Below are 25,049 nucleotides of genomic sequence, written 5' to 3'. Positions count from 1 at the left end.
TGGAATTAGACAGATGATAACCTCATTTGCCTTGTGCATTTGATTGTACACATGTTTTAACTTGATAAAATACAATCATAATATCTTACTAAAAGGAGATCATATGTCTATCATAAAGGCTAAAGAAAAGAGAGTCGAAAAAGAAAACAAAGTAGCTCTAAACTTCGAAATTGATGAATGTGTAGCTACTGAAATAATAGAATATTTAAAGTGGGCAGATATAAAAGATAAAAATCATTTTATAGAAGAAGCCTGCCAATATCTATTTCAAACAGATAAAGACTGGAATAGGTTCAAAAAAAATTATTTTGAATCTACAGGAGCAGAGCTTATTGAGAAAAAAGAAACAGATGTTGATATAAAAAATCTCATGGTTGGTGAAGATGAGGGTATGTTTAATCTAGAGGATGAGAAAAATTTAGGAAGAAAACTACAGAAAAAGAAAACTTAGTTATTTTCTTGTAGCGTCCTTCATCTGTTTAACAAAAACACTTAATTCTTTAAGCATGTCCTCTTTTTTACCTAAATTTTCTTGGATTATTTTAACAGTAGCAGAGCCAGATATCACACCAGCTGCGCCAGCTTGTATAGCTTGAGAAACTTGTTCTGGCTTAGAAATACCAAAACCCAATATTGGCTTAGGGGCATTATATTGTTTTAACTTGGCAAGGACTTTTTCTACAGGCATATTGGCTGCTGTTTCTGCACCTGTCACGCCCACCCTGGACAATAAATAAGTATAGCTACTGCCTATTTCAGATATTTGCTGCAGTAAATAATCATCAGCATCTGGGGGTGCTATAAATATTTGAGAAATACCAACTTTTTTAGCAGTATCTAAAAACTCTTTAGACTCATGAGCTGGTACATCGGCAACTAGTATAGAATCAACTCCTGAATCTAAACATTTTTTGTAAAAATTCTCTATACCATTTGCATAAACAAGATTAGCATATAAAAGTAATCCAACCGGTACATCAGGATACATTTGCCTGATTTTAGATAGAATATCAAAACAATCATCTGGCGTCATACCATTATCTAATGCTCTAATATTTGCCTCTTGGATAGTTGGGCCGTCTGCTAAAGGATCTGAAAATGGTATTCCCAACTCTAAAGCGTCTGCTCCAGCTTGAACTAATGTATCTATAATCTCTAAAGATAACTCTTTACTAGGGTCTCCTATAGTTACAAATGGGATAAAAGCTCCTTGCTTTTTAGCTTCTAAAGCTTTGAATAACTGTGTGTATCTATCCATAATTATATTTCTCCCTTTTGCTTTAATACATCATGTACTGTAAAAATATCTTTATCGCCACGACCAGATAAATTAACTACTAGTACTTGCTCTTTTTCTGGGTTCTCAAAAGCAAGCTTAAGTGCATAAGCCAAAGCATGAGAAGACTCTAAAGCAGGGATAATACCTTCTTTTCTAGACAATAACTTAAAAGCTTCTAAAGCTTCATCATCTGTAATAGAAACATATTCAGCTCTACCTATAGACTGTAAATATGCATGTTGTGGTCCAACAGAAGGAAAATCTAGACCTGCTGAAATAGAGTAAGATTCTTGTATCTGTCCATTTTCATCTTGCATTAGTGGTGCTTTCATTCCAAAGAAAATTCCTAGCTTACCATGCTTTAATGGAGCTCCATGCTCACCTGTTTCGATACCTTTGCCAGCTGGCTCAACACCTATAAGTTTGACTTCTTTTTCATCTATAAAATCAGCAAACATGCCTATTGCATTTGAACCGCCTCCAACACAAGCAATTACAGCATCCGGGAGCTTATTCTCCTTTCCTAAGATTTGCTGTTTAGTTTCTTGGCCAATCATTCTTTGAAACTCTCTTACAATCGTCGGAAAAGGATGAGGACCTGCTGCAGTACCTAATAAATAATGTGCTTTTTGATAATTAGCTGACCAATCTCTTAAAGCTTCATTACAAGCGTCTTTTAATGTAGCCGAACCACTATGTACAGGTATAACTTCCGCACCCATTAGTTTCATCCTAAAAACGTTTGGGCTTTGACGCTCTACATCTTTTGCACCCATGTAGACTCGACACTTTAGATCAAGCAAAGCACAAGCTAAAGCTGTTGCAACACCATGCTGACCTGCTCCTGTTTCTGCAATTATTTCCTTTTTACCCATTCGCTTTGCTAATAAAGCTTGACCTAAAACCTGATTAGTTTTATGAGCTCCACCATGCAGTAAATCTTCCCTTTTCAAATATAGTTTTGTCTTTGTTTGTTTAACTATATTTCTTGTTAAAGTTAAAGCTGTAGGACGACCAGCATATTCTTTTAATAGCTCATTAAACTGCTGTTGAAAAGCTTCATCATTTTGAGCTTTTATAAACTCTTGTTCTAGCTGGTTTAAGGCTGGTACCAATATCTGTGGTACAAATTGTCCACCGAACCCACCAAAATAAGGATTTAGTTTTGACATTTAGATCTTAGTTTGCTCTTACATTGGAGTATATTATCGCTAATATTCACAGTAAAGACTAGGCTAATTTATGTTATTAAAAAATAACGATTCACCAGTATTAAATGAAAAATATTCAAAAAATGCTATGGTAAATGAGCATTTTGGAAAAGTTTTTACATGGCTAGAGCCATATAATTTTAGCTTACAACAGACCCATAATAGTAAAACAACTCCATATTTGCCATAAAACCTTAGAAAAGTCATACCAACAAGCTCAAGTTGTAAAAAAATGCCCCGACCAGAGAATAATCTTTTAATTTTTATTGACAAAAAAAGATAATATATGCAAAATACTTTAGCTATTAAATTATACATTGATGTTTCTTCGCATATCCACCTTAGGAGAAACCAAATTATATAAAGTTTAAAATTTAAAAATTAATTGGAGAAATAAAGTTGGCTAATTCAAAACAAGCAAAAAAAAGAATTGTACAAACTGAAAACAATCGCAAACACAACGTTGCTCGTCGTTCAGTAATGAGAACTTTTTTAAAGAAAACTGCTTATGCAATAGAGAAAGGTGACGTTGAAGCTGCAAAAGAAAACTTTGCAAAAGCTGTTCCTCTTCTAGATAAATATGCTACAAAGGGCTTAATTCACAAAAATAAGGCCGCTAGACATAAATCTCGTCTAAGTGCCAAAATAAAAGCTCTCTCTATAGCTGCTTAATCATAAGTTTTAGAAGCGATACATACACATCACCTAAGCACGTCCAAAACCAGCTTCTAAAGTTTTATGCAATTAAAGTTAATTAACTTTTGACTTCTCAAGCCATCTGTTTGCTTTCTTAGCAAATAAAGAGCTTGGTGCAAGCCTAAAAATTTTTAGAACACAGGATCCTTAGTTGGTGGAGCATAGTTTCCTGATATTCCTACTAGTTTATCTTGATTATTAAAAGTTAGTATAAGTCTAGATTCATCAAAATTTTTATCTTGCATATGTGCTTTATACGTATTAACGTATATAAACTGGTTTGGGTTAAAGGTATCTATAATATCTGGAGAGCCTAATATGTATTTAATCTCTGCTTTTGTCATATTTGGTTTGACTTCAAAAAGCTTCTTATCCTTAATCACTTTTCCTTGTGGCACTGGCGCTGTATAAGGTGTGATTAAACCACACCCTCCTAGCGTAATAGATAACATCAAAATAGCCAATATATACATTCTGTAACACATTTTCTAATCTTCTAAACCAGCAAAAAGTCTTTGGTCAATGATATCGCATAAACAATGTATTATAAGAAGATGATTTTCATGAATATTTGCAATATTTTCCGAAGGAACTCTCAATTCAATATCTTGCAAACCATAAACGCCTTGTAAAATTCCACCATTTGCACCTGTTAATGCTATCACTTGCATACCCAAATCATGTGCTTCCTCCATAGCTTTTAAAATATTTGCCGAATTGCCAGTTGTTGAAATAACCAGCAAAATGTCCCCCTCATCACCTAAAGCTGCAATCTGTTTAGAGAAAATCTCATCAAAGCCATAGGTACCTCCAATAGCTGTAATTGTGGAACTATCTGCAGTCAAAGCCACCACTGGTAAAGGTGGTCTTTCCAACTCAAAATGACTTAATAACTTAGATGAAAAAAGTTGAGCTATAGAAGCTGAGCCACCATTTCCACAAACAAGTATCTTGCCACTATTTTCCAAACACGAAACCATAGCTTTTGCTGCTTGAGCAATCGCTGGTGGTAAAACATTAGCTGTCTCTATCTTTGCTTGAATACTATTTTCAAAATAGTTATTTATCTTTTCTAAAGAAGTCATAAATAGATACAAAAGCAACTTAACTATGATGAAAATTCTACTATATAAAGTTTTTGATAGCTAGGGTATATAATATTTATCTAAAATAAAAAGCTACGTGTAATTAGCCACCTCGCTTTACTAACATGAATAAGAACAAGCTTAAGATTAGAGTTTAAAAATCATCAATAGGTTAGTTAGTTGAAAGATAATTTTTAAAATCACTATACATAGGAGCCTCTAATAAAGACTGTATAATTTGATAACTTTTTGGATCTTTACTATTGCTGGCATATCGAGCTATTTTAGATACGCTTTCTATTTTGTTAAATATGTTTTTTATATAGATAGAATCATACGACCGTGTATGAAGAGTTTGAGTTTTAAGTATTGTATTTATTTCACTATATATATCACGACGGATCTTATCTAAACTGACAAATTTTGCCGGGGGATACACAGTTAAGAAAGAATTCATATTTAAAAGTATATTGTCAACTAATTTATATAACTTACAAAGGTCTATAAATTTCACATTTCCTCTAAGCCTTAGAGGGTTAATATTTAGCTGTTGAATAGGGCAATTACAAATCATATGATGCTTAATCCCAATTTCACCATGGAGGTTTCGAACCAAAATTCTTTTTTGTTGCAACTCCTTATCTACAACATAGCTGTTTTTAACGGTTAAATCAGATGCTAATATCCCGTCAAGGTAACGCCCAAATATGTCCCATTTTGGCACACTCTCATGGTCTTTGCTAGTACATATTAGCACATCTTTTTCGGTATAAGTTGAAGTTGGAGGAAGGTATCTATCAAACCCAGGCTTCCAACTTACATAATTGCCAATCCCATACATAACAAAACGAAGAGGCAAATTTTTTAATACGTTTGATTTACTTGCTATAGTATATGGTATACATGAAGAGAGATTCCCAGGGACAGGGTCAAACGCAAATAAATATGTTTTCTCAAGTATTTCTTTACCTTTTGGCTTTTTACTTAATTCGTTAGCAAAAAGTATTGCTGTAAAACAGCCCCTACTAAATCCTACCAACACTAGAGATTTACATTTCTCTATTTTTTCTCCTGACAAAGATGGCAGTTTTGGAGATACATGTTTTGGAAATTCGTTCTGAAAAAGCCTTTTAGCATTTTTTCCAGGGTCAACATGTTTTTGATATTTTGCTTGGCGCTTAGCTATTTTTCCTTGCGTATCGGCTTCTGGAAACAACTGTAAGGATAGATACTCTGCGGTTTTGCTTAAATCGGGGAATAAAACGTCCTTAAACGTTTGACCACAACCGTCAACAGAGTAAACCTCTATATTTCTTTTACTTCCTATTAGCACTTCAAAATCGGCATCATCTGTATAACCTCTGCTAGAGTTAACCCCTGTCCCTTTAAAGGAAATAATTATCGTTTTCTCCTCACTACCCATATTTATTATAACCCTATAAATTAAAATAATAATTTTAAAAAATAATTATTAATTAAATTTCTATTATAGTAAAATATAAATTTTTGAATGTCAAACCAATTATTGTCCATAAAAATTTATCCAACCCAAAATAAAAGAATTCATCGCTATTACCCTTACTTACCTTAAGAGACTGTTGTAAGCTAGAATTAAAGGAGATGGGATGATAATAATGCCTTTAAAAAATTTGATTCAACTCTTAACTCTATCCCCAAATAAAGCACTTCCAACTCTAATCTCTGTACTACCATATTCTAATGCCACATTATAGTCGGCACTCATTCCCATTGACAATTCAAGCAGTTTATCTTCGGTAGATAAAGGTGAATTTACCCTATCAAAGAGCTGTTGCATTTTTATAAAACTTTGCTTAGGATCAGCATACTTGGCTGGCAAACACATCAAACCTACTACTTTAATATTTTTTAGGCTTTTAGAATAGTTTATACAATTTAAAACCTCTTCATTTTCGCTAGCGCCAAATCCACCTTTGTTTGGATCATCATCTATGTTTATTTGCAAAAAGGTTTTTATTTGCTTATTCTGCTTAATCGCACATAAACTTATCTTTTCAAGATGCTCAATCCTCTCAACACTTTCGATAACGTTTGCGTATTTTACTATTTTTTTTATCTTATTTGATTGCAGTGTTCCAATAAAATGCCAATTTAAATTTGGTAATTCCAGAGCTTTCTGCTCCAACTCCTGGAAATAATTTTCACCAAAATTAACTTGTCCCAATGAACTTAAATATTTTATTTTTTCTACAGATTGATACTTGCTTACCGCTAAAAGCTTAGCTTTACCATTAAGTTGAGATAAAATTTTTTCATAAGAATTTTTGATAAACTCTTTGTCGACCATAATTTATTTTCTCATCACGATTAGGTTTCTTTTTGCATTTAGAAAGGGTACTTTTATTTCATACTGTGACACTTTAAGTGGTAGTTTAACCAGGTTTTGTTCTTCACAATCAGCCCCTTTCATAGCTAACATTTGATTATCAACATTTAAAAAATGCTTACATAGCTCATAAAAAGTTTCTACATCGCTAAAAGCCCTAGAAATAATATTATCAAATGTACCTGTTAAAGCTTCTATTCTTATATTTATTGGTTCTATATTTACCAACCCTAACGTTTTTTTGGCGTTTTTTAAGAACATTATTTTTTTACCAACACTATCTACTAAAGTAAATTTATGCTCTGGGTACATAATTGCCAAAACCACTCCTGGCAACCCACCGCCTGTGCCAACATCTACAGTTGTTGAGCCTTTTATATATTTAGCTACTGATAAGCTATCAAACAAATGTTTTTCAAGCATATCATCAAATGTTTTTATAGCAGTCATACTATATACTTTGTTCCACTTCTCAAGCAGCTTAAGATATTCAATCCAAAGATTAATTTGTTTATCATTAGCGCTAAGATTTAGCTCCACTAAAGCTTGCTGAATTTTATTATATGTAGTCATTTTTTTATAGAAATAAAGCTTTCAGATAAGTTATAATAATTATATTATAAGCTTTTTTAACAAACATAGTTAGCAAGTATATAAGAGATATTACTATAAGCAAAGCATAGCCTTACTAATGATTATGTAAGCTAAACTAACGCTCTAAATAACTTTATAATGCTTAATAACTAATTAAGATTTGAGTATGATTTTATCTAGAAAATTTGGCGCTGCTATGATCATCTCTGGCACTTGTATTGGTGCTGGTATGCTAGCAATTCCCACAACTGTGGCTAGTTGTGGATTTTTTATAGGCTCTATACTGATAATCTCTATATGGGCTTTAATGACTTTTACCGCCATAGTTTTAGCGGAAGTTAATTTAAAGATGGAAGAAGGTGCAAATTTTATAGAAATGACCCACCAAACCCTCGGACCTGTAGGAGTGTGTATAGTATGGGTTTGCTATATACTTTTGTTATATTCATTAGTTGCTGCTTATACTGTCGGTGGAGGTCTATTAATAACAGCTTCTCTTTCAAGTATTGGCTTTATCTTGCCGGTGAAAATCACTAGTATAATATTTATTTTAGTTCTTGGACTATTTATTTACAAAAGTACTAGAATAGTAGATCATGTAAACAAAATAATGCTTGCTGGTAAGCTTTTAGCGTTTTTTTTATTAGTGATAGTTTTATTACCACATGTTTCTGCAGACCAACTAAATTACTCAATAAAAAATCCCAACTTTATATGGGCTTGTTTTCCCATCTTATTAACCTCTTTTGGGTTTCATCACATAATCCCAACACTTAGAACATATGTAAAATCTGATAAAAAATCCTTACGTCAAGCTATTATGCTAGGAAGTACCATTCCTTTAATAGTCTATCTACTATGGATATTTGCTACTCTTGGCTCTATACCTGTTGAAACAGCAGATGGTATATTAGGAAAACAATCTGGGGAAATAACCTCTACAATAATAAGTCACTTTAGCAATCATTCAGGCTATATATCATCAATCTCTTTTTTATTTGGTTTTTTTGCTTTAGCTACTTCTTTCCTTGGAGTTGCCCTTGGACTTTTTGACTTTAGTCGTAGTACTTATAAACTTTCTGCAAACTCACACAATCATAAAATATTAGCTTTTGTTATTACTTTTCTACCGGCTTATGTGTATGCTATTGCCTACCCTGAAGGTTTTAAAGCAGCTTTAGGCTACGCTAGTGTTTTTGTAGCTATACTCCAAGTAGCCTTACCTGTAGCAATGTTATGGGTTATTAATTATAAAAAACGCAAAGCCATATTTTATACATCAACCATCACAAGCATAATTGTTGCAATTGCAGTTTTGATAATAACTTTACAAGCTCTAAGCTCATTAGATTTATTACCTGCCTTAAAGACTCTGTAAACTTAGTAATTGACTAAATGAGTCTTTTTCTATACAATATCGAAACTATTTCTGTGATATGTCAAGAATAAATTTTAAAATTATAAAGAGGATATTAAAATGAAAAGAACGTTCCAACCTTCAAACTTAAAAAGAAAAAGAACCCATGGTTTTCGTGCTCGTATGAAAACTCTAAGTGGCAGAAAAGCTATTAATAATAGAAGAGCTAAAGGTAGAGCTAAGCTTGCGGCATAAATTTTGTTTATCAAAACAAAATATACTTAATAAAAATGAGATCCAGCAAGCTTTTGACAAAGTACAAGCGAAATTACACTCTTCAAACTTTACGTTCCTAATAAGTCAACGTAGCTCTAATGAGCCCGGTTTATGTGTGATATTGGCTAAAAAAAATATCAAAAAAGCTACCAAAAGGAATCTTTGTAGGCGGCTTATTAAAGAGTACTTTCGTCAACACAAAGGACTTCTTAATAATAAAAGCTTGATTGTATTGGGCAAGAAACAAGCAGCAGAAGCTACTAAGGAAGATTTGTGGCAGTCTATAGAAAAATTCCACCAATTTTTAGAAAAATAGCAAAAACTCCTTTTATAGCTTTTATAAAGTTTTATCGCTATTTTATTAGCCCCTTGATTCCTGCTAGATGCCGCTATATCCCCACATGCTCACAATATGCTCTAGAAGCTTTAGAAACTCATGGTATACTAAAAGGATTGTATTTAAGTATTTGTAGACTCGCTAGATGCCATCCTTTGTCTAAACGAGAATACTTCGATCCAGTTCCTAGCAAAAAGAAGGTTTAAAACTAAAATGAAATCTAATCATATAAGAATACTGTTATTAGTTACAATAGCAATAATGTTTGTTTCTCTTATGGGTAAATGGGAACAAACTTTCCCACCTAGTGATAATAACTCACAAACTACTACAACCGATACAAAAACCAATCACTATACCGAAACAACTGTCAACCCAACTAATAGCGACTCTTCTCAAGCTAGTGTAAGCAGTACTTTATCTACAAAAACTGATTTCTCACAATATGATAACGCTAAAAGTGTTACTATAAATACTAATGTTTTCAAGGATTTAAAGGTTAGCCTACTTAATGGATCAATAATCTCAGCTTCACTTAAAAACTACTCTATTAGCTTAGAAGATAAAACACCTATGAGCTTACTGACTGAGCAAAAAGGTTCTGAATACGTAGCTAAAAGTACAATTGTTATTGGTAAAAAACCTTTATCAATAATTTTTGAAAATAAGGGCATTAATAAAGAAGGTAATAGACAAGTTCTTACTCTTTTTGCTAAGACTGATGGCTTAGAAATAACTAGAACTTATACATTTGATGATGATATGTATAATATTTCTATAGATCAGAATATCACTAATATATCTTCTGATACTGTTAACATAATAGCGGATAACTCCTTAGTTAGAGATTTTGACCCTTCTGGAGATAGCTTTAGTTTACTAAATGCACATAGCTATACTTTTACAGGCGTTGCTTACTCTACTTCTCAAGATAAATTTAAAAAAGAATCTTTTAAAGACATCTCAAAATCCAATGGTAAACCAACTTTGGTTAATGATGTTGGACAAGGCTGGGTTGCTTTATTACAACACTATTTTGTAAGTGCATGGATTCCACAGTCTCAAAACTCAATAATATACTATAAAAACATTAACCAAAATGTTTTTGAAGCCGGTGAATATACTGCTGTAACGATACAGCCAAACCAAACACAGAATATATCCTCTATACTATACTCTGGCCCTATCATCAAAGATAACTTAGTAGATCTAGCTCCTAACCTAGAGAAAACTCTTGATTATGGTATGCTATCATTTTTCTCTGAAATAATATTTTGGGTGATGTTTCATATTTATTCTCTAGTAAGTAACTGGGGACTAGCTATCATTTTAGTCACTATACTTATTAAAGCTATATTCTATCCACTTTCTGCAAAAAGCTATCGTTCTATGGCAAAAATGAGAATGCTCCAGCCTAGAGTTAAGCGTCTTCAAGAAATGTACAAAGATGACCGTCAAAAGCTAGGTAAAAAAATGATGGAGCTATATAAAGAGGAAAAAGTAAACCCTCTAAGTGGTTGCTTACCTATGCTTGTACAGATCCCTATCTTTATTGCTCTATATTGGGTACTATTAGAATCCGTAGAATTAAGACAAGCTCCTTTTATATTATGGATACATGATTTGTCTATAAAAGACCCTTATTTTGTATTACCAGTTTTAATGGGTCTATCAATGTTCTTACAACAAAAATTATCTCCTGCTCCAGCAGACCCTATGCAAGCTAAAGTGATGATGTTTTTACCTGTAATTTTTACTTTCTTATTTGCATCGTTCCCTTCTGGACTAGTGCTATACTGGTTAACAAACAACTTAATCAGTATTTTACAACAATGGTTTATTACAAGACACTACCAAGCAACGCATAAGAAATAAAAGATACAAAAATGAATAAATCTTTACTTGCCCCTAAATACTGGGGGTTATGGATTATAATAGGGTTTTCTAAAGTTGTTGTAAACGTTCTACCTTATAAAACTTTGATGCATCTAGCTATTGGTGTAGGTTTTGTGGCAAAACCTCTAGCTAAAAAAAGACAACAAATAGCTATTACGAATCTTAAAATAGCTTTTCCTGAAAAATCAGATAAGGAAATTAAAAAACTTGCTAACGATAGCTATAAATCAGCCTGCATGGCTGGGTTTGAAAGCTTAATAGCTTGGTTTATGTCTAAAAAGAAGTTTAATAAAATCCCATTTGAAACAGATATTTCTTTTTTCGAGAAAGCCCATTTTGACAAGAAGAAAGCTGTAATAGTACTAGGTTTTCATTTTCATTGTTTAGAGATAATAGGTAGGTATATTGGTCAAACTTATAAGCCTTTTACAGTAATGTACCAAATACACGGTAACCCTGTAATGGAGCATGTTATCACATCATCAAGGAAAAAGTACGTTCAAGAATGTTTTCAAAGAAAGAATATCGTTTCTGTTATTAAAAGTTTAAAAAGAAGAGTTTCATTATGGTACGCTCCAGACCAAGACTTTAAAGAACATATAGTGTTTGCACCATTTTTTGGGAAATTATGCTCTACTCTTACAATTACTCCTTGGCTAGCTGAGAAAACTGGAGCCGTTGTAATTCCTGCATACTATGTAAGAAAGAAAAATTTATCAGGGTATACCATATTTGCAGGTGAGCCTCTTAATTTTACAGGAGATGCTTATAAAGATGCCGAAATGACAAACAAGTTCTTAGAAGATGCTATAAGAAAGTATCCTGAACAATACTTATGGCAACATAGACGTTACAAAACCAGACCAACAGGGGAAGAAAAAATTTATTAAGCCTTATTATTTTTTTAAGCTATATGTTAAAATCTACACTAAAGACTGCTAAGTATAAGAATATTAATGAATAAAAATTTTATTAAACCCAAAAACTGGGGGGTGCTCATAATTTTGAGTATAATGAATATCGGTTCAAAACTCCCTTTGTGGAGTCATAAATTTATAGTCTTAGCTATAGGTTTCTCAATTAAACCTTTCTTGCAAAGCAGAAATATTATTGCGCAAGAAAACCTCAAAATAGCTTTTCCAGAAAAATCTCTAAAAGAAATTAAAAAGCTTGCTAACAAAAGTTACTATTCTATGGTGCTATCTGGCGCTGAAACTGCGGCTGCCTGGTTTTTATCTAAAAAGAGGTTTAAAAAAATATATTTCATATGGGAAGAAAAATCACTAGAAAGATTTCAAAAATATCATGATGACCCAAACCAAAAACTTATAGTTCTTGGTTTTCATTTTCACTGTATAGAAATAATTGGTAGATATATGGGGGAACAATTCCCTCCTTTTACTGTTATGTACCAAAAGAATGGTAACGATCTGATAGAGGAACTAATTAAAAAATATCGTGAAAAAAATCTTTATAAGTGTCTTGATAGCAAAAATTTTATATCTGTTATCAGAAGTTTGAAAAAAGGTTACTCCATGTGGTATGCTCCAGACCAAGATTTTGGTTTGGAAAGCTCTGGTGTTGAGAACTCAGTGTTTGCACCTTTTTTTGGTAAGGCATGCTCAACTTTAACTGTTACACCATGGTTAGCAGAAAAAACTGGAGCTGTTGTAATACCAGCTTATTACGTTCGTGAAACGTGTTTAAAGAAATACAAAATATATACTGGAGAGCCATTTAAGTTCACTGGTGATGCTTACAAAGATGCCGAAATGACAAACAAGTTCTTAGAAGATGCTATAAGGAAGTATCCTGAACAATACTTATGGCAACACAGACGGTATAGAACCAGACCAAATGGCGAACCTCAAATTTATTAAAAGGATGAAAATGTTAAAAAATCAAGGTTTTTCACTGGTTGAATTAATGGTCGTAATAGCCATAATAGCTATCTTAGCAGCTATTGGCATACCTGCCTATAATAACTATGTTCTAAAAAGTCATCGAAGTGAAGCAACCTCTGAACTTCTATCAGCAGCGAATGCTGCTGATAACTTTGAAATTCGTAATGGAACATTTCCTTCTGGTAGTGACATAAATAGTTTTTGGCATACAAATACTCAAAATAGTTACTATACCTTATCGTACTGCTCACAAGAAGCAGAATGCTCTAATGTAAACTATATGCTCACAGCGACAGCTGCAGGTTCACAAAGTACAGATACGCCATGCTCAACTATTAAGCTTGAAGTCAATGGTGGTATTATAAACAAAATCCCAGTAGAATGTTGGAATTAGTAAAAATAAGATTTTAAGGATTAAAATAATGGCAAGTTATAATACAAATGAGTTTAAAGGGGGGCTAAAAATTCTTATAGATGGCAACCCGATGGTGATTGTTGAAAATGAGTTTGTGAAACCTGGTAAAGGCCAAGCTTTTAACAGAGTTAAGTTAAAAAACCTAATTAACGATAGAGTGATCGAAAAAACTTTTAAATCAGGAGAATCTGTAGGGGCAGCTGATGTTGAAGAACTAACTGCTATTTATTCGTACTTCGATGGTGATAGCTACGTGTTTATGCACCCTGAAACATTCGAACAATATATGGTCTCTGAAGAAAGCCTAGGAGATACAAAAAAATGGTTAAAAGACCAAGACGGATATCAAATCATACTATTTAATGGTCAACCAATATCTGTTATTCCACCTAATTTTGTCAATCTTGAGATAGTAGAAACTGACCCTGGTCTAAAGGGTGACACCGCTGGCACTGGTGGTAAGCCAGCGACTTTATCTACTGGCGCTGTCGTTAGAGTACCATTGTTTGTGCAAACTGGTGAGATTATCAAAGTTGATACTAGAACTTCAACTTATGTATCTAGGGTTAAAGAGTAAATAAACATGCAATCAACAGATAACCTAATTTGGTTAGATCTAGAAATGACAGGGCTTGACGTTGAGCAGTGTCAAATTATAGAAATCGCAACTATTATTACAAATAAAAACCTAGAGATTATTGCTGAAATAGAACCAATAGCTATATATCAGCCAGATAATATTTTGGCAAGTATGAATGAATGGTGTATTAAAACTCATACCCAAACAGGTCTTACTCAGCGTGTTAAAGAAAGCAAAGTAAACTTAGAGCAAGCAGAACAAAAGATTTTGGAATTTATAAAGACCTATGTTCCATATCAAAGTTCTCCTTTGTGTGGTAATTCTATTTGGCAAGACCGAAGATTTTTAGCTAAATACATGCCAAAGATTGATGACTACTGTCACTATCGTGTACTAGATGTGACTAGTATAAAACTACTAAATGAGTATTGGGGTAAACCTAAATGTTTTGTGAAAAAAAATACTCATAAGGCTCTAGATGATATCCAAGAGTCGATAGCTGAACTTAAGTTTTATAAAGAGGAATTATTTAATTAATAAGCTATACTAATTTAGTATAGTTTTGATATAATCTGCGCATATCCCTGTAATTTACCCGAGAATAAACCTATGAAATACGCTTTAGTCGGTAACCCTAATTGCGGAAAAACAACGATTTTTAATGCTCTTACGGGTCTTAATCAAAAAGTTGGAAATTGGTCTGGTGTAACTGTTGATAAAAAAACTGGTTTTTATGAAGTAGCTAATAGAAAAGTTGAAATTGTCGATATACCGGGAATTTACTCACTAGCGGTATCAGATGAAAGCTCTATCGATGAACAAATAGCATATTCATTTGTAGTCAATGAAAAACCTAATGCTATCATAAATGTAGTTGATGCTTCTAACTTAAATAGAAGCCTTTATTTAACTACTCAACTTATTGAACTAGGGTTACCTATTATACTAGCTGTTAACATGGTAGATGTTGCTAGTAAAAAAGGGCTTATAATCCATTATGATACTCTAGAAAAAACATTAGGTTGTAAAGTTTTACCTATAGTTGGTTCAAAAAATATTGGTATAAAAGATTTAAAAGAATTACTTGCTAAAGAACAACCTCAACCACACTTTGATTTAAAGAAGTATTACCCTCAACCAGTCTTTGAACTTGAGCAAAAAATCAGCTCACTAAGAGAAAATAAGCTTGGAAATTTATGGTTAGCAACTGAGTTATTTGACAACAGGTCAGTTCAACTTTCTCAAGAAATTAATGATGAACAAGTCAAACTTCTAGAAGATTTTGTAGAAGATAACTTACTTATAGATAATGATTTAGCTAAAGCTAGATATAAAGCTGTAGCTGATATTATTAAAGAAACAATTGAAACTAAAAAAGTCCCAAAATTTAATGTCACTAAAGCCTTAGATGCTGTATGCATGAATAAGTATCTTGGTGTACCAGTATTTCTGTTTATGATGTATTTAATGTTTTTATTTTCAATCACATTAGGTGGTGCAATCCAACCAATGTTTGATGATCTATCCCATGCTATTTTTGTTGATGGATTAGCATATTATGCAAATATGATTGGTTTACCGTTACCTTTGACAGGAATTTTAGCCAATGGTTTAGGAACTGGTATAAATACTGTGCTTGGCTTTATCCCTCAAATAGGTTTCTTATTTATATTCTTATCTATATTAGAAGATTCTGGATACATGTCTCGAGCAGCTTTTGTAATGGATAGATTTATGCAGTCTATTGGTTTATCTGGTAAAGCTTTTGTTCCATTAATAGTAGGTTTTGGTTGTAATGTTGCTTCTATTATGGCTGCTAGAACTTTAGAGACTCGCAAGGATCGTTTAATGACTATTATGATGTCTCCATTTATGTCTTGTGGAGCAAGACTAGCTATATTTTCTGTATTTGCTACAGCATTTTTTCCTAACAATGGCGCTACTATTATATTTTTATTGTATTTAACCGGTATTGTAGGAGCTATTGTTACAGGATACATTATCAAATTTACTTTTTTAAAAGGCGATACGGCCCCATTTATATTAGATATGCCTAATTATCATGCCCCATCTTTTAAAACTGTAATGTTATATAGCTGGAATAGACTAAAGTCTTTCTTAATTAGAGCTGGTAAAGTGATTGTTCCTGTAGCAATAATTGTTGGAAGCTTAAATAGTATTACTATAAATAATAAAACTACAGCTTTAGAATATGTCGGCAAAAAAATCACTCCTATTTTGAACCCTATGGGTATTAGTGATGATAACTGGCCAGCTACTGTTGGTTTAATAACAGGGACTTTAGCTAAAGAAGTTGTAGTGGGAACATTAAACACTATTTACACACAAGATAATAACTCAGGGATACCAGAAGAATTTAGTTTTACAGATAGTTTAAAAGAGTCATGGGATGCGACTGTAGATAACATCAAAGCCATAGATCTAGCTACTTTGCTAAACCCTATAGAAGCAAGTAAAGCTGATGCAAATATGGATAAAGGTGCTATGGGAAATATGGTCGCTAAATTTGGTTCTTTGTCAGCTGCTTTTGCCTACTTGCTATTTGTATTACTATATATTCCATGCATATCTGTAGTTGGTGCCATGGTCAGAGAATCAACTCGAGGTTGGGCCATTTTGTCTGTATTTTGGAGCGCTTCAATTGCTTATGTTGCAGCAGTGGTTGTCTATCAGCTTATTAACATAACGCTTCATCCTATTAGCTCCTCAATATACATAGGACTAGCTACCCTTTACACTTTAGCATTAATCTTGCTAATGAAATACCTATCAAGCAAAATAAAATTTGTAGCAAATTTAACAGGTTGTTCTAGTTGTAACACTAAATGCTCTTAACCTATTTTTATAAAAATTTCTTTTCTAAATTATATTTAAATATGTTACGATAACAATTAAGGGGCTGTTGCAAGCTGGAATTAGATGGGTGGTAACAAGGCAAGAATATTCGAAAAAGCGCAGTTTACACGTAGTAAATGAGTATTTTGAGAATAGTTTTAACACAGTTAGAAACATATAATTTTAGTTTGCAACAGTCCCATTAAGCGTACATGAGTGTACGTCTTTAATATATATTTAAATAAAAACTTGAGAGGAGTTTTATGTCAAAATTTGTCTATGCCTTTAGTGAAGGCGATAAATCTATGCGTGATTTACTAGGTGGAAAAGGTGCAAATCTTAGTGAAATGCTAAACAGTGGTTTACCTGTGCCAGATGGCTTTACAGTAACAACTGAGGCTTGCCTTAAATACTATGATGACCGTCAAAAGTTATGTGATATAGTAAAAAAACAGATACTCAAACATATTGCTGAATTAGAGAAAAGAACAAGTAAAACCTTCGGTAGTGGTAAGAATCCGTTACTAGTTTCTGTACGTTCTGGTGCAAGAGTTTCAATGCCTGGTATGATGGATACTGTATTAAACTTAGGCTTAAATGATGATGTTGCTAAAGCTATGGTAGCTAAGACAAATAATGAGCAATTTGTTTATGACAGCTATAGAAGATTTATCATGATGTTTGCAGATGTAGTTATGAACTGCGATAAAAAACATTTTGATAAAGTTTTAGAAGAAAAAAAAGAAAAAAGAAAAGTTAAAAATGATTGTGATTTAAGTGCCATAGACTATAAAGAAATAGTTCAAGAGTATAAAAATATATATAAATCGCTAGTTGGTAAAGATTTTCCTCGTGATCCTATGGAGCAATTATTAGCTGCTGTTGAGGCTGTATTTAAATCTTGGAATGCCGAAAGAGCAATTATTTATAGAGAAATCAACAATATATCCAACAACTGGGGAACAGCTGTTAATGTTCAAGAGATGGTATACGGTAACTCTGGTAATAATTCTGGTACTGGTGTTGCTTTCACAAGAAACCCTTCTACAGGTGAGAATGAGTTATTTGGGGAGTATTTAATTAACGCTCAAGGGGAAGATGTGGTTGCTGGAGTAAGAACCCCTTCTCATATCTCTACCCTAAAAGATACAATGCCTGAAGTCTTTAATGACTTTGTAAAAATTGCTAAAAATTTAGAAACTGTATACAAAGATATGCAAGATATGGAGTTTACTATCGAGGATGGTAAACTTTTTATGCTTCAAACAAGAAATGGTAAAAGAACTGCAAGAGCAGCTATCAAGATTGCAGTAGATATGGCTAAGGAAAAGCTAATAACTAATCAAGAAGCTGTTATGATGGTTGAGCCACACTTATTAGAACAACTTCTACACCCTAAGTTTGATGAGAAAGCTCTAGCTTCAAAGCGTCCATTAGGTTCTGCCTTAGGAGCTTCACCAGGGGCCGCTAGTGGTAGAATTTACTTTGATGTCGAATCTCTACTTGCAGCAAAAGCTCGTGGTGAAGAAAAGACTATCCTTGTGAGAATAGAAACTTCTCCAGAAGATATTGCTGGTATGAATGCTTGTAATGGTATCTTAACTCTTCGTGGTGGTATGACATCTCATGCTGCTGTAGTCGCTCGTGGTATGGGTAAATGTTGTGTATCTGGTCTAGAGTCAGCAAAGATAAATGAAGAGCAGCGTACTATCACTTTTGAGAGGGGGCAGGTGTTTGGTGAAGGAGACTATCTATCTCTAGATGGTACAAAGGGTGACGTATACAGAGGCATTATAAAAACTGTCGATCCTGAAGTCACACCTGATTTTGAAGAATTTATGAAGTTTGTAGATAGTGTTCGCAAACTTCGTGTTAGGTGTAATGCTGACACAAAACACGATGCCCAAGTTGCTAGAATGTATGGTGCTGAAGGTATAGGTCTTTGTCGTACTGAGCATATGTTTTTTGAAGAAGATCGTATCTCTTATGTAAGACAGATGATTTTAGCTAAAGATAAAAAAGAAAGGCAAAAAGCTCTAGATAAGCTACTTCCTGTCCAACAACAAGATTTTGAAGAATTATTTGAAGCTATGGATGGGCTAGCTGTAACTATTAGATTTATAGACCCTCCTTTACATGAGTTTTTACCAAGAGAGGTAGAAGAAATAGAAGCCTTAGCTAGAGAATTCAAAATTAGCTATGATGAACTAGAGTCGCGTATAGAGGCTCTTAGTGAAATGAACCCTATGATGGGACATCGTGGCTGTAGACTAGCTGTTACATATCCAGAAATTATAGAAATGCAAACTAAAGCTATTATCTATGCTGCTATATCTGCCAAGCGTATGGGGGTAGAAGTCAAACCCGAGCTAATGATTCCATTAATCAGTACACTTGGTGAATTTAAGCTTTTAAGTGGTATCATTCACGAGGTAGCTAATACAATATTAAAACGTGAAAAAATAGATATCGATTACAAAGTAGGTGTAATGCTTGAAACACCGCGGGGCGCGATAGGAGCTGGCATGCTTGCCGAAGCTGGTAGTGAATTTTTCTCATTTGGTACAAATGATCTAACTCAAATGACTTTTGGCTTTAGTAGAGATGACGCTAATAAGTTTATTAGAGAATATCTTGAAAGAGGTATCCTAAGTTTTGATCCTTTTGCAAGATTGGATCCAAAAGGTGTTGGTAAGCTGATGGAAATAGCTAAAGAAGGTGTAAAAGCTATTAATCCAAATGCTAAGATGGGAATCTGTGGTGAGCATGGTGGAGAGCCTTATTCTGTAGCGTTTTGTCATGACTTAGGTCTTGACTATGTATCTTGCTCTCCATTTAGAGTACCTGTAGCTAGACTATCAGCAGCTCAGGCTAAAATATATGCTGATAGGAAGTCTTTTTTATAACTATAGAATGAAACTTCTGTTATTGGGTCTTTCCGCATACCTGAGCTTTTCAGAAAGGGAACCTATTTTGTACTAATTGGACTTTGCTGAAAAACAGAATTAATCCCCTTTTAGTAACTGGAGTTACGGACTTTTGTTTTAAGCAGTCATTTTGAATATCTTTTTCATTTTTATAATTTCCCTATGGCTAGCTTGATTGGCGGCGATTAACATTTTTCTTTTTAAAGCATAGTGGTTTTTATTTGATACAAGTTTTAATTTTTCAAGCTCACAATAAGCCCCTATAGAAAGCCCTATGTGGTTAAGTTGCGTGACAGCTATAGATGTAGGTGATTTAGCAAGACTAGCATTTTGTTTTATACTTCGATGATAAACTTCTATATTCCATCTTTTTTGATAGATATCTTTTATGTGGTTACTCTCTAGGTTCAGATCATTAGTAATTAAATAAATCTCACCTGTTGAATTGTCTCCGTTTTTGAAGACTTGGCGAGTAACCACAAGACTATATTTTATATCTTTTAAATAAATTTTTATAGTCTCATTTTCTAGCAATCCTAATTCATCTAACCTACAGTAGTTACCAGCAAGAGCATTAGCTTTACTCTTAGCAACTAAACGATTATTCGCTATACCTATTACATACGAGAGTTTATGTTTGTTAAAAAATCTTAAATTATCTTTAGAAGCAAAATACCTATCAGCTACTACATAATCAAAACTAGAGAAATTTTTAATAATTTTCAATACCAGTTTTCTTGCCAGTTCATTAATTGTATAGCGTGCTTTACGCTTTAGACGTTCTCTACCTGCTTTATCTTTTTCTACTACAAAGTTTTCCTTAGTTTGTACTTCAAAGCCTACAGGAATATTAGCATCTCCAACATGGATTAAAGCACTAATAAGATTTATGCCTTTAACTGCTCTGCCTACAGAATGGTCATAAAACCAGTTTACTACCTCATTGACCTTACTATCAGATTTAGGACTTATTGTATTGTCTATAGATAATATCTTTGGCTTATCTTTGTAAGTTTTTAAAATGCCTTTACCTTTTAACCAGACATATTTACTCTCATAGCTACCAACTTTTAACATCCTGGAAAAACTATCATGTTTTACTAGTTCATCTAACATACTTGAACACTCTGTCGCACTTGCTTGGGAATTTTGGCATAACAAATATTCAGTATATAAATTCGCTAATTCACGTTGTTTCATTTTTAGAACATAACTTCGTTGATGTAACTATAAATTAACACATAGAAAACTTTTTCGCTTTAACTATAGGGCAAAAGTCCGTAACTCCAGTTAAGTAGTCATTTTGAGTATCTTTTTCTACTACAAGATTTTCCTTAGTTTATGGAGTTAGTGTTTCTAAAATCTGGGAAATTAGACGAGTGGCAACAAGGCAAAAATATTCGAAAAAGCACAGTTTACACGTAGTAATACCAATTCCAACACATGTTATTACTTTCTAACTTTGTATTTCATACCTAATTTAATCCTTTAATATTTGCCAATAGCTACTGCTATTGCCTACACATCAAAAACTTAAATTAGTCATAAACTCCTTTGTGATAAATGCACCAATTTATGTTGGAATTGGTATAAATGAGCATTTTGAGAATATTTTTAACGCAGTTAGAAACATATAATTTTAGTTTGCAACACTCCCTGAAATCGCTATACCTCAAGGAGATGCTAAAACTTCAATAAGAAAATTCTTTTATCAAATCACGATATTGATTAGAAAATTGAGCTGCATCATCAACTCTTAAAATATTTATCATTGCAAAAGGTGAATGACCATTTTTATGTGGTAATTTAAATAAATCACCATAATTATTTTTATCCAAAATATGTCTTATATTTTCCCATTTGTCATTTGACAATCCGGCTAGGGCATTTTCAACTCCCATCTTAAGACCAGTTTCTGAAGGTATTTGTTGCCCACACCATGCTAAATGTTTGACTAAAGCTCTTGGCTTAGAATAAGGATTGATTTGACTTATATTAGTTGAGAGTTTTTGAATATGCCATTCTGAATTATGAAGTTTATTTTCCTTGTCTTCGATCGTATCGCAAGAAATTAGTGACGGCATTTCTGCACATGTAAAATGAATATTAAGATCTAATCTTTCTCTAGATTTTATATTATTAGGGCATTTGGACATATTGTAACCCTTTCTAATGTATAAAGGATTAGGCTTTAGTTTTGATGGATGGTCTATCAAGAATTTAGTGGTTTTATGCTTATCTTGATAAATCTCAGGCATATCTTGAGGTCGTGAAAGCGCCCAGATAAGTCGTGTATACCCAGATTCAATTTCATTATTGTTGAAGTTATTGTGTAAAGAATCATCATTTATAGGTATTAATCCAGCAAATAATTCACTTAATCTTGGTCCATTAATATTATTGTTTGAATTCCAGTGTATACCTGGTATTTTTATACCTATTCGGCAATTATATAATTTTGTACCATTAATACCATCTAAGGCGGCTTGTATCATTCTTTGACCATGTAATATTAACTCATTGTTATACCAGGTTAGATATTTTTTTACTAAATGATTATTTGTATCTCTATAATTTTGTTTTATATATGTTGAATTAATGATTTGTTGATTACACTCACTATAATTTTGTTGAAATCTCTCAATAGCTGTATGACTCTTAGCTTGAGTATGCCCGTATTCAGGATATTGGTAATTATCATGACTATTATATGAAGGATACCTAAGTTCTCCAGCAGGACCACAACTCACATTAATCTCTACTATTGATGGTGCGACACATATTTTTTTAAAAAATACAGAATAATAACTATCAGAATATCGTTTGCAGAATGTTTTTATAAAAGAAGTATAATACTGTAACATATCATTGTCATGCCAAAAACTTACATACTCCTGACATTTATTCCCATTGTCACTGATAAACTCTCTATCTGTAATTGCCCATTTCGGTATTTTTATATAAATATTATCCCCTACATTACCTCCACATTGGTGAAATGACATAATAGGCGCCCAATTTATTTCTGGTAGGTCTGGTCTTTCATCAGAAATACATTTGAGAGTATATGATAACCTATCATAATACGACCAGTCATATTTTTCTGGATGCTCTTCTTGGACTAATCCCCACCAGACATCAGTTGAAACTGTCAAGTATTGAGAAACACCTTTTAAAGATGTTCGTACAGTATTAATGTTATTGCAAAAATATTTCCATTCATCATCATTTGTTATTTTAAGTGGAGCCATTACACAAGCTTGCATATTTATTACTCTCAGATTGTAGTATCAATGTTCACAAAAAGTTGAAAGAGGATTTCAAGAATCAAACAACACTATTCTTCTTTCTTAATAGCAATACCAAGCTCATTAAGCTGCTCTAAAGTTACTACTGAAGGTGCTTCTGTCATCAGACAGCTTGCCGTTTGAGTTTTAGGAAATGCTATTACATCACGGATATTTGAAGTATTTGTAAGTAGCATAATAAGTCTGTCAACACCAAAAGCTATACCACCATGAATCGGAGTACCATAAGAAAGTGCATCAAGCATAAAACCAAACTTCTCACGAGCTTCTTCATTAGATATTCCAAGTAGATTAAATACTTTAGCTTGGATATCTTGCTTATGGATACGAATTGACCCACCCCCAACTTCATAGCCATTTATGACCATATCATATGCTCTTGAAAGAAGGTTTTCAGGATTTCTATCTAGTTGATCAATACTATCTATTTGCGGAGCTGTAAATGGATGGTGCACCGCATATAGTCTATTATCATCTTTCTCAAACATTGGAAAATCAATAACCCATAGCGGTGCCCAATCTTTTGTAAATATTTCAAAATCTTCACCGATTTTAGCTCTTAAAGCACCCATTGAATCGTTAACAATTTTTGCTTTGCCAGCACCAAAGAACAGTAAATCACCTTCTTTAGCTCCAGTTTTTTCGATCACATTAAATAGTGTCTCTTCAGATATATTTTTAACAATCGGAGACTGTAAACCATCTTTTCCTTGTGATAAAGAATTGATTTTAATATACGCAAGACCTCTAGCTCCATATATACCTACAAACTTAGTATATTCATCGATTTTTTTACGTGTTAGCTTTTCATTGCCTTCTGGAATTCTCATAGCAATTACTCTAGCCTCTGGATCATTAGCTGGACCTGAGAATACTTTAAACTCCTCATTTTTCATATCTTCTTTGATATTTACAAACTCAAGAGGGATCCTTAGATCTGGCTTATCAGAACCATATTTATCTATAGCTTCAGCAAAACTCATAACCTGAAATGGCGTTTCAAACTTAACACCAATAGTAGTCTCAAATAATCCTGCTATCATTTTCTCCATAGTAGACATAATAAAAGCTTCATCAATAAACGAAGCTTCAATATCTATTTGAGTAAATTCTGGCTGCCTATCTGCTCTTAGATCTTCATCACGGAAACATTTAACTATTTGATAATATCTATCAAAACCAGAAACCATCAAAAGCTGCTTAAAAAGTTGTGGGGATTGAGGAAGAGCATAAAACTTACCATTAAAATTACGACTTGGTACTAAGTAATCTCTTGCACCTTCTGGTGTTGCCTTTGTTAGAAATGGAGTCTCAATATCTAAAAAGCCATTATTATCTAAAAAGCTCCTAACATAACGAATTGCTTTTGAGCGAGTCATTAGCTTTTTCTGCATTTCTGGTCGGCGTAAATCTATATAACGATATTTAAGTTTTACATCTTCACCTGCTGACTGATAATCATCTAACTGAAAAGGTATGGTTTTAGATTTATTTATAATTTCTAGTTTTTCACCAATAATTTCAACCTTACCACTAGCAAGGTTTTTATTCTCTTGACCCTCTGGTCTTAAATTCACCACACCCTCAGCTTTAATCACAAACTCAGACCTTAAGCTATCAGCGGTTTTAAAATTTTCGTTATCAGGGTTAAATACAAGTTGAACTAAACCCGTCCTATCTCTTATATCTAAAAATATAACTCCACCATGATCTCTGCGGCGGTGCACCCATCCACAAACAGTGACTTTTTGGTTCTCTAATTTTTCATTTATATCTGAACTATAGTGTGTCCTCATATTCAAAATAATCCTTGTAAAAGTTTTATAAAATAAATAAATTTAATCATATTATTATAACAAGAAAAAATGATAAGACTAAAAGAAATTAGATATTAAAACTGCTAGTTAGGCTAAGTGTATCAAACTGTAGTTAGCATTTAAACCCCTATTAAAAAACTAACTCG

At 33.0% G+C, this 25,049-nt stretch carries 25 protein-coding genes; 15 read left to right on the top strand and 10 right to left on the bottom strand.

Features of this window, described 5'->3' with window-relative positions:
- Window positions 1–103 precede the first annotated feature (103 nt).
- Entirely contained in the window at window positions 104–451 is a 348-nt protein-coding gene (locus SD28_RS01670) for a hypothetical protein (protein ID WP_039123415.1), read from the top strand.
- On the opposite strand, the gene trpA is transcribed toward SD28_RS01670, so the two are convergent.
- Window positions 452–1,261, bottom strand: coding sequence for a tryptophan synthase subunit alpha (trpA, locus tag SD28_RS01665; RefSeq protein WP_096334697.1), 810 nt, complete (start codon window positions 1,259–1,261; stop codon window positions 452–454).
- Window positions 1,261–2,451, bottom strand: a complete 1,191-nt coding sequence (gene trpB, locus SD28_RS01660; protein ID WP_039123413.1) for a tryptophan synthase subunit beta — start codon at window positions 2,449–2,451, stop codon at window positions 1,261–1,263. The genes trpA and trpB overlap by 1 nt, the downstream gene beginning before the upstream one ends.
- 70 nt (window positions 2,452–2,521) lie before the next feature.
- On the opposite strand from trpB, the gene SD28_RS08045 reads away from it, so the two are divergent.
- Together SD28_RS08045 and rpsT are read left to right on the top strand one after the other, a co-directional pair.
- Window positions 2,522–2,680, top strand: coding sequence for a hypothetical protein (locus SD28_RS08045; RefSeq protein WP_157698614.1), 159 nt, complete (start codon window positions 2,522–2,524; stop codon window positions 2,678–2,680).
- A gap of 209 nt (window positions 2,681–2,889) precedes the next feature.
- Window positions 2,890–3,162 (top strand): 30S ribosomal protein S20, encoded by a 273-nt coding sequence (rpsT, locus tag SD28_RS01655; RefSeq protein ID WP_039123412.1) that lies wholly within the window; start codon window positions 2,890–2,892, stop codon window positions 3,160–3,162.
- Window positions 3,163–3,317: 155 nt separating this feature from the next.
- On the opposite strand, the gene SD28_RS01650 is transcribed toward rpsT, so the two are convergent.
- From SD28_RS01650 to rsmG, 5 genes are all read right to left on the bottom strand, one after another.
- Window positions 3,318–3,671, bottom strand: coding sequence for an outer membrane protein assembly factor BamE (locus SD28_RS01650; RefSeq protein ID WP_039123411.1), 354 nt, complete (start codon window positions 3,669–3,671; stop codon window positions 3,318–3,320).
- 3 nt (window positions 3,672–3,674) lie between these two features.
- On the bottom strand, window positions 3,675–4,271 hold the full coding sequence (locus SD28_RS01645) for a D-sedoheptulose-7-phosphate isomerase (RefSeq protein WP_039123410.1): 597 nt from the start codon (window positions 4,269–4,271) through the stop codon (window positions 3,675–3,677).
- 172 nt (window positions 4,272–4,443) lie between these two features.
- Complete coding sequence (locus tag SD28_RS01640) at window positions 4,444–5,694, bottom strand: hypothetical protein (RefSeq protein ID WP_039123409.1); 1,251 nt, start codon at window positions 5,692–5,694, stop codon at window positions 4,444–4,446.
- A 231-nt stretch (window positions 5,695–5,925) separates the two neighbouring features.
- The gene (locus tag SD28_RS01635) at window positions 5,926–6,597 is read right to left on the bottom strand and encodes a YggS family pyridoxal phosphate-dependent enzyme (protein ID WP_039123407.1); all 672 of its coding nucleotides are present in this window, start codon (window positions 6,595–6,597) and stop codon (window positions 5,926–5,928) included.
- Window positions 6,598–6,600: 3 nt separating this feature from the next.
- On the bottom strand, window positions 6,601–7,209 hold the full coding sequence (gene rsmG / locus SD28_RS01630; protein ID WP_039123406.1) for a 16S rRNA (guanine(527)-N(7))-methyltransferase RsmG: 609 nt from the start codon (window positions 7,207–7,209) through the stop codon (window positions 6,601–6,603).
- A 187-nt stretch (window positions 7,210–7,396) separates the two neighbouring features.
- Here rsmG and SD28_RS01625 point away from each other — a divergent pair, with 187 nt between their 5' ends.
- The 12 genes from SD28_RS01625 to ppdK all read left to right on the top strand — a co-directional run bounded on the left by SD28_RS01625 (window position 7,397) and on the right by ppdK (window position 19,757).
- Entirely contained in the window at window positions 7,397–8,608 is a 1,212-nt protein-coding gene (locus SD28_RS01625) for an amino acid permease (protein ID WP_039123405.1), read from the top strand.
- Window positions 8,609–8,707: 99 nt separating this feature from the next.
- Entirely contained in the window at window positions 8,708–8,842 is a 135-nt protein-coding gene (rpmH, locus tag SD28_RS01620) for a 50S ribosomal protein L34 (RefSeq protein ID WP_035720651.1), read from the top strand.
- Entirely contained in the window at window positions 8,832–9,179 is a 348-nt protein-coding gene (gene rnpA, locus SD28_RS01615; protein WP_039123403.1) for a ribonuclease P protein component, read from the top strand. The genes rpmH and rnpA overlap by 11 nt, the downstream gene beginning before the upstream one ends.
- Window positions 9,137–9,406 carry a membrane protein insertion efficiency factor YidD gene (gene yidD, locus SD28_RS07905; RefSeq protein ID WP_084593804.1) on the top strand — a complete coding sequence of 90 codons (270 nt, stop codon included), beginning with the start codon at window positions 9,137–9,139 and terminating at the stop codon, window positions 9,404–9,406. The genes rnpA and yidD overlap by 43 nt, the downstream gene beginning before the upstream one ends.
- Window positions 9,407–9,413: 7 nt before the next feature.
- Complete coding sequence (yidC, locus tag SD28_RS01610) at window positions 9,414–11,075, top strand: membrane protein insertase YidC (protein WP_039123402.1); 1,662 nt, start codon at window positions 9,414–9,416, stop codon at window positions 11,073–11,075.
- Window positions 11,076–11,086: 11 nt separating this feature from the next.
- Window positions 11,087–11,986 (top strand): lysophospholipid acyltransferase family protein, encoded by a 900-nt coding sequence (locus SD28_RS01605; RefSeq protein ID WP_039123401.1) that lies wholly within the window; start codon window positions 11,087–11,089, stop codon window positions 11,984–11,986.
- 66 nt (window positions 11,987–12,052) lie between these two features.
- On the top strand, window positions 12,053–12,976 hold the full coding sequence (locus tag SD28_RS01600) for a lysophospholipid acyltransferase family protein (protein ID WP_039123400.1): 924 nt from the start codon (window positions 12,053–12,055) through the stop codon (window positions 12,974–12,976).
- Between the two features lie 10 nt (window positions 12,977–12,986).
- On the top strand, window positions 12,987–13,394 hold the full coding sequence (locus SD28_RS01595; protein ID WP_096334696.1) for a type IV pilin protein: 408 nt from the start codon (window positions 12,987–12,989) through the stop codon (window positions 13,392–13,394).
- 28 nt (window positions 13,395–13,422) lie between these two features.
- On the top strand, window positions 13,423–13,992 hold the full coding sequence (efp, locus tag SD28_RS01590) for an elongation factor P (protein WP_039123397.1): 570 nt from the start codon (window positions 13,423–13,425) through the stop codon (window positions 13,990–13,992).
- A gap of 6 nt (window positions 13,993–13,998) precedes the next feature.
- Window positions 13,999–14,532, top strand: coding sequence for an oligoribonuclease (gene orn, locus SD28_RS01585; RefSeq protein ID WP_039123396.1), 534 nt, complete (start codon window positions 13,999–14,001; stop codon window positions 14,530–14,532).
- Window positions 14,533–14,604: 72 nt separating this feature from the next.
- Window positions 14,605–16,851 carry a Fe(2+) transporter permease subunit FeoB gene (feoB, locus tag SD28_RS01580; protein ID WP_039123395.1) on the top strand — a complete coding sequence of 749 codons (2,247 nt, stop codon included), beginning with the start codon at window positions 14,605–14,607 and terminating at the stop codon, window positions 16,849–16,851.
- 263 nt (window positions 16,852–17,114) lie between these two features.
- The gene (ppdK, locus tag SD28_RS01575; protein WP_039123394.1) at window positions 17,115–19,757 is read left to right on the top strand and encodes a pyruvate, phosphate dikinase; all 2,643 of its coding nucleotides are present in this window, start codon (window positions 17,115–17,117) and stop codon (window positions 19,755–19,757) included.
- Between the two features lie 138 nt (window positions 19,758–19,895).
- Here the strand turns inward: ppdK and SD28_RS01570 are convergent, their stop codons facing one another.
- From SD28_RS01570 to aspS, 3 genes are all read right to left on the bottom strand, one after another.
- Window positions 19,896–20,978: an IS701 family transposase gene (locus tag SD28_RS01570; protein ID WP_039123393.1), complete on the bottom strand. Its 1,083-nt coding sequence runs from the start codon at window positions 20,976–20,978 to the stop codon at window positions 19,896–19,898.
- A gap of 491 nt (window positions 20,979–21,469) precedes the next feature.
- Window positions 21,470–23,044, bottom strand: coding sequence for a family 14 glycosylhydrolase (locus SD28_RS01565; protein ID WP_039123392.1), 1,575 nt, complete (start codon window positions 23,042–23,044; stop codon window positions 21,470–21,472).
- A gap of 71 nt (window positions 23,045–23,115) precedes the next feature.
- Entirely contained in the window at window positions 23,116–24,882 is a 1,767-nt protein-coding gene (gene aspS, locus SD28_RS01560; RefSeq protein ID WP_039123391.1) for an aspartate--tRNA ligase, read from the bottom strand.
- Between the last annotated feature and the right edge of the window lie 167 nt (window positions 24,883–25,049).

It is taken from the genome of Allofrancisella guangzhouensis (assembly GCF_000815225.1).
GTDB classification, from domain to species: Bacteria; Pseudomonadota; Gammaproteobacteria; order Francisellales; family Francisellaceae; genus Francisella; species Francisella guangzhouensis.
This window is presented reverse-complemented; position numbering and strand designations above follow the sequence as displayed.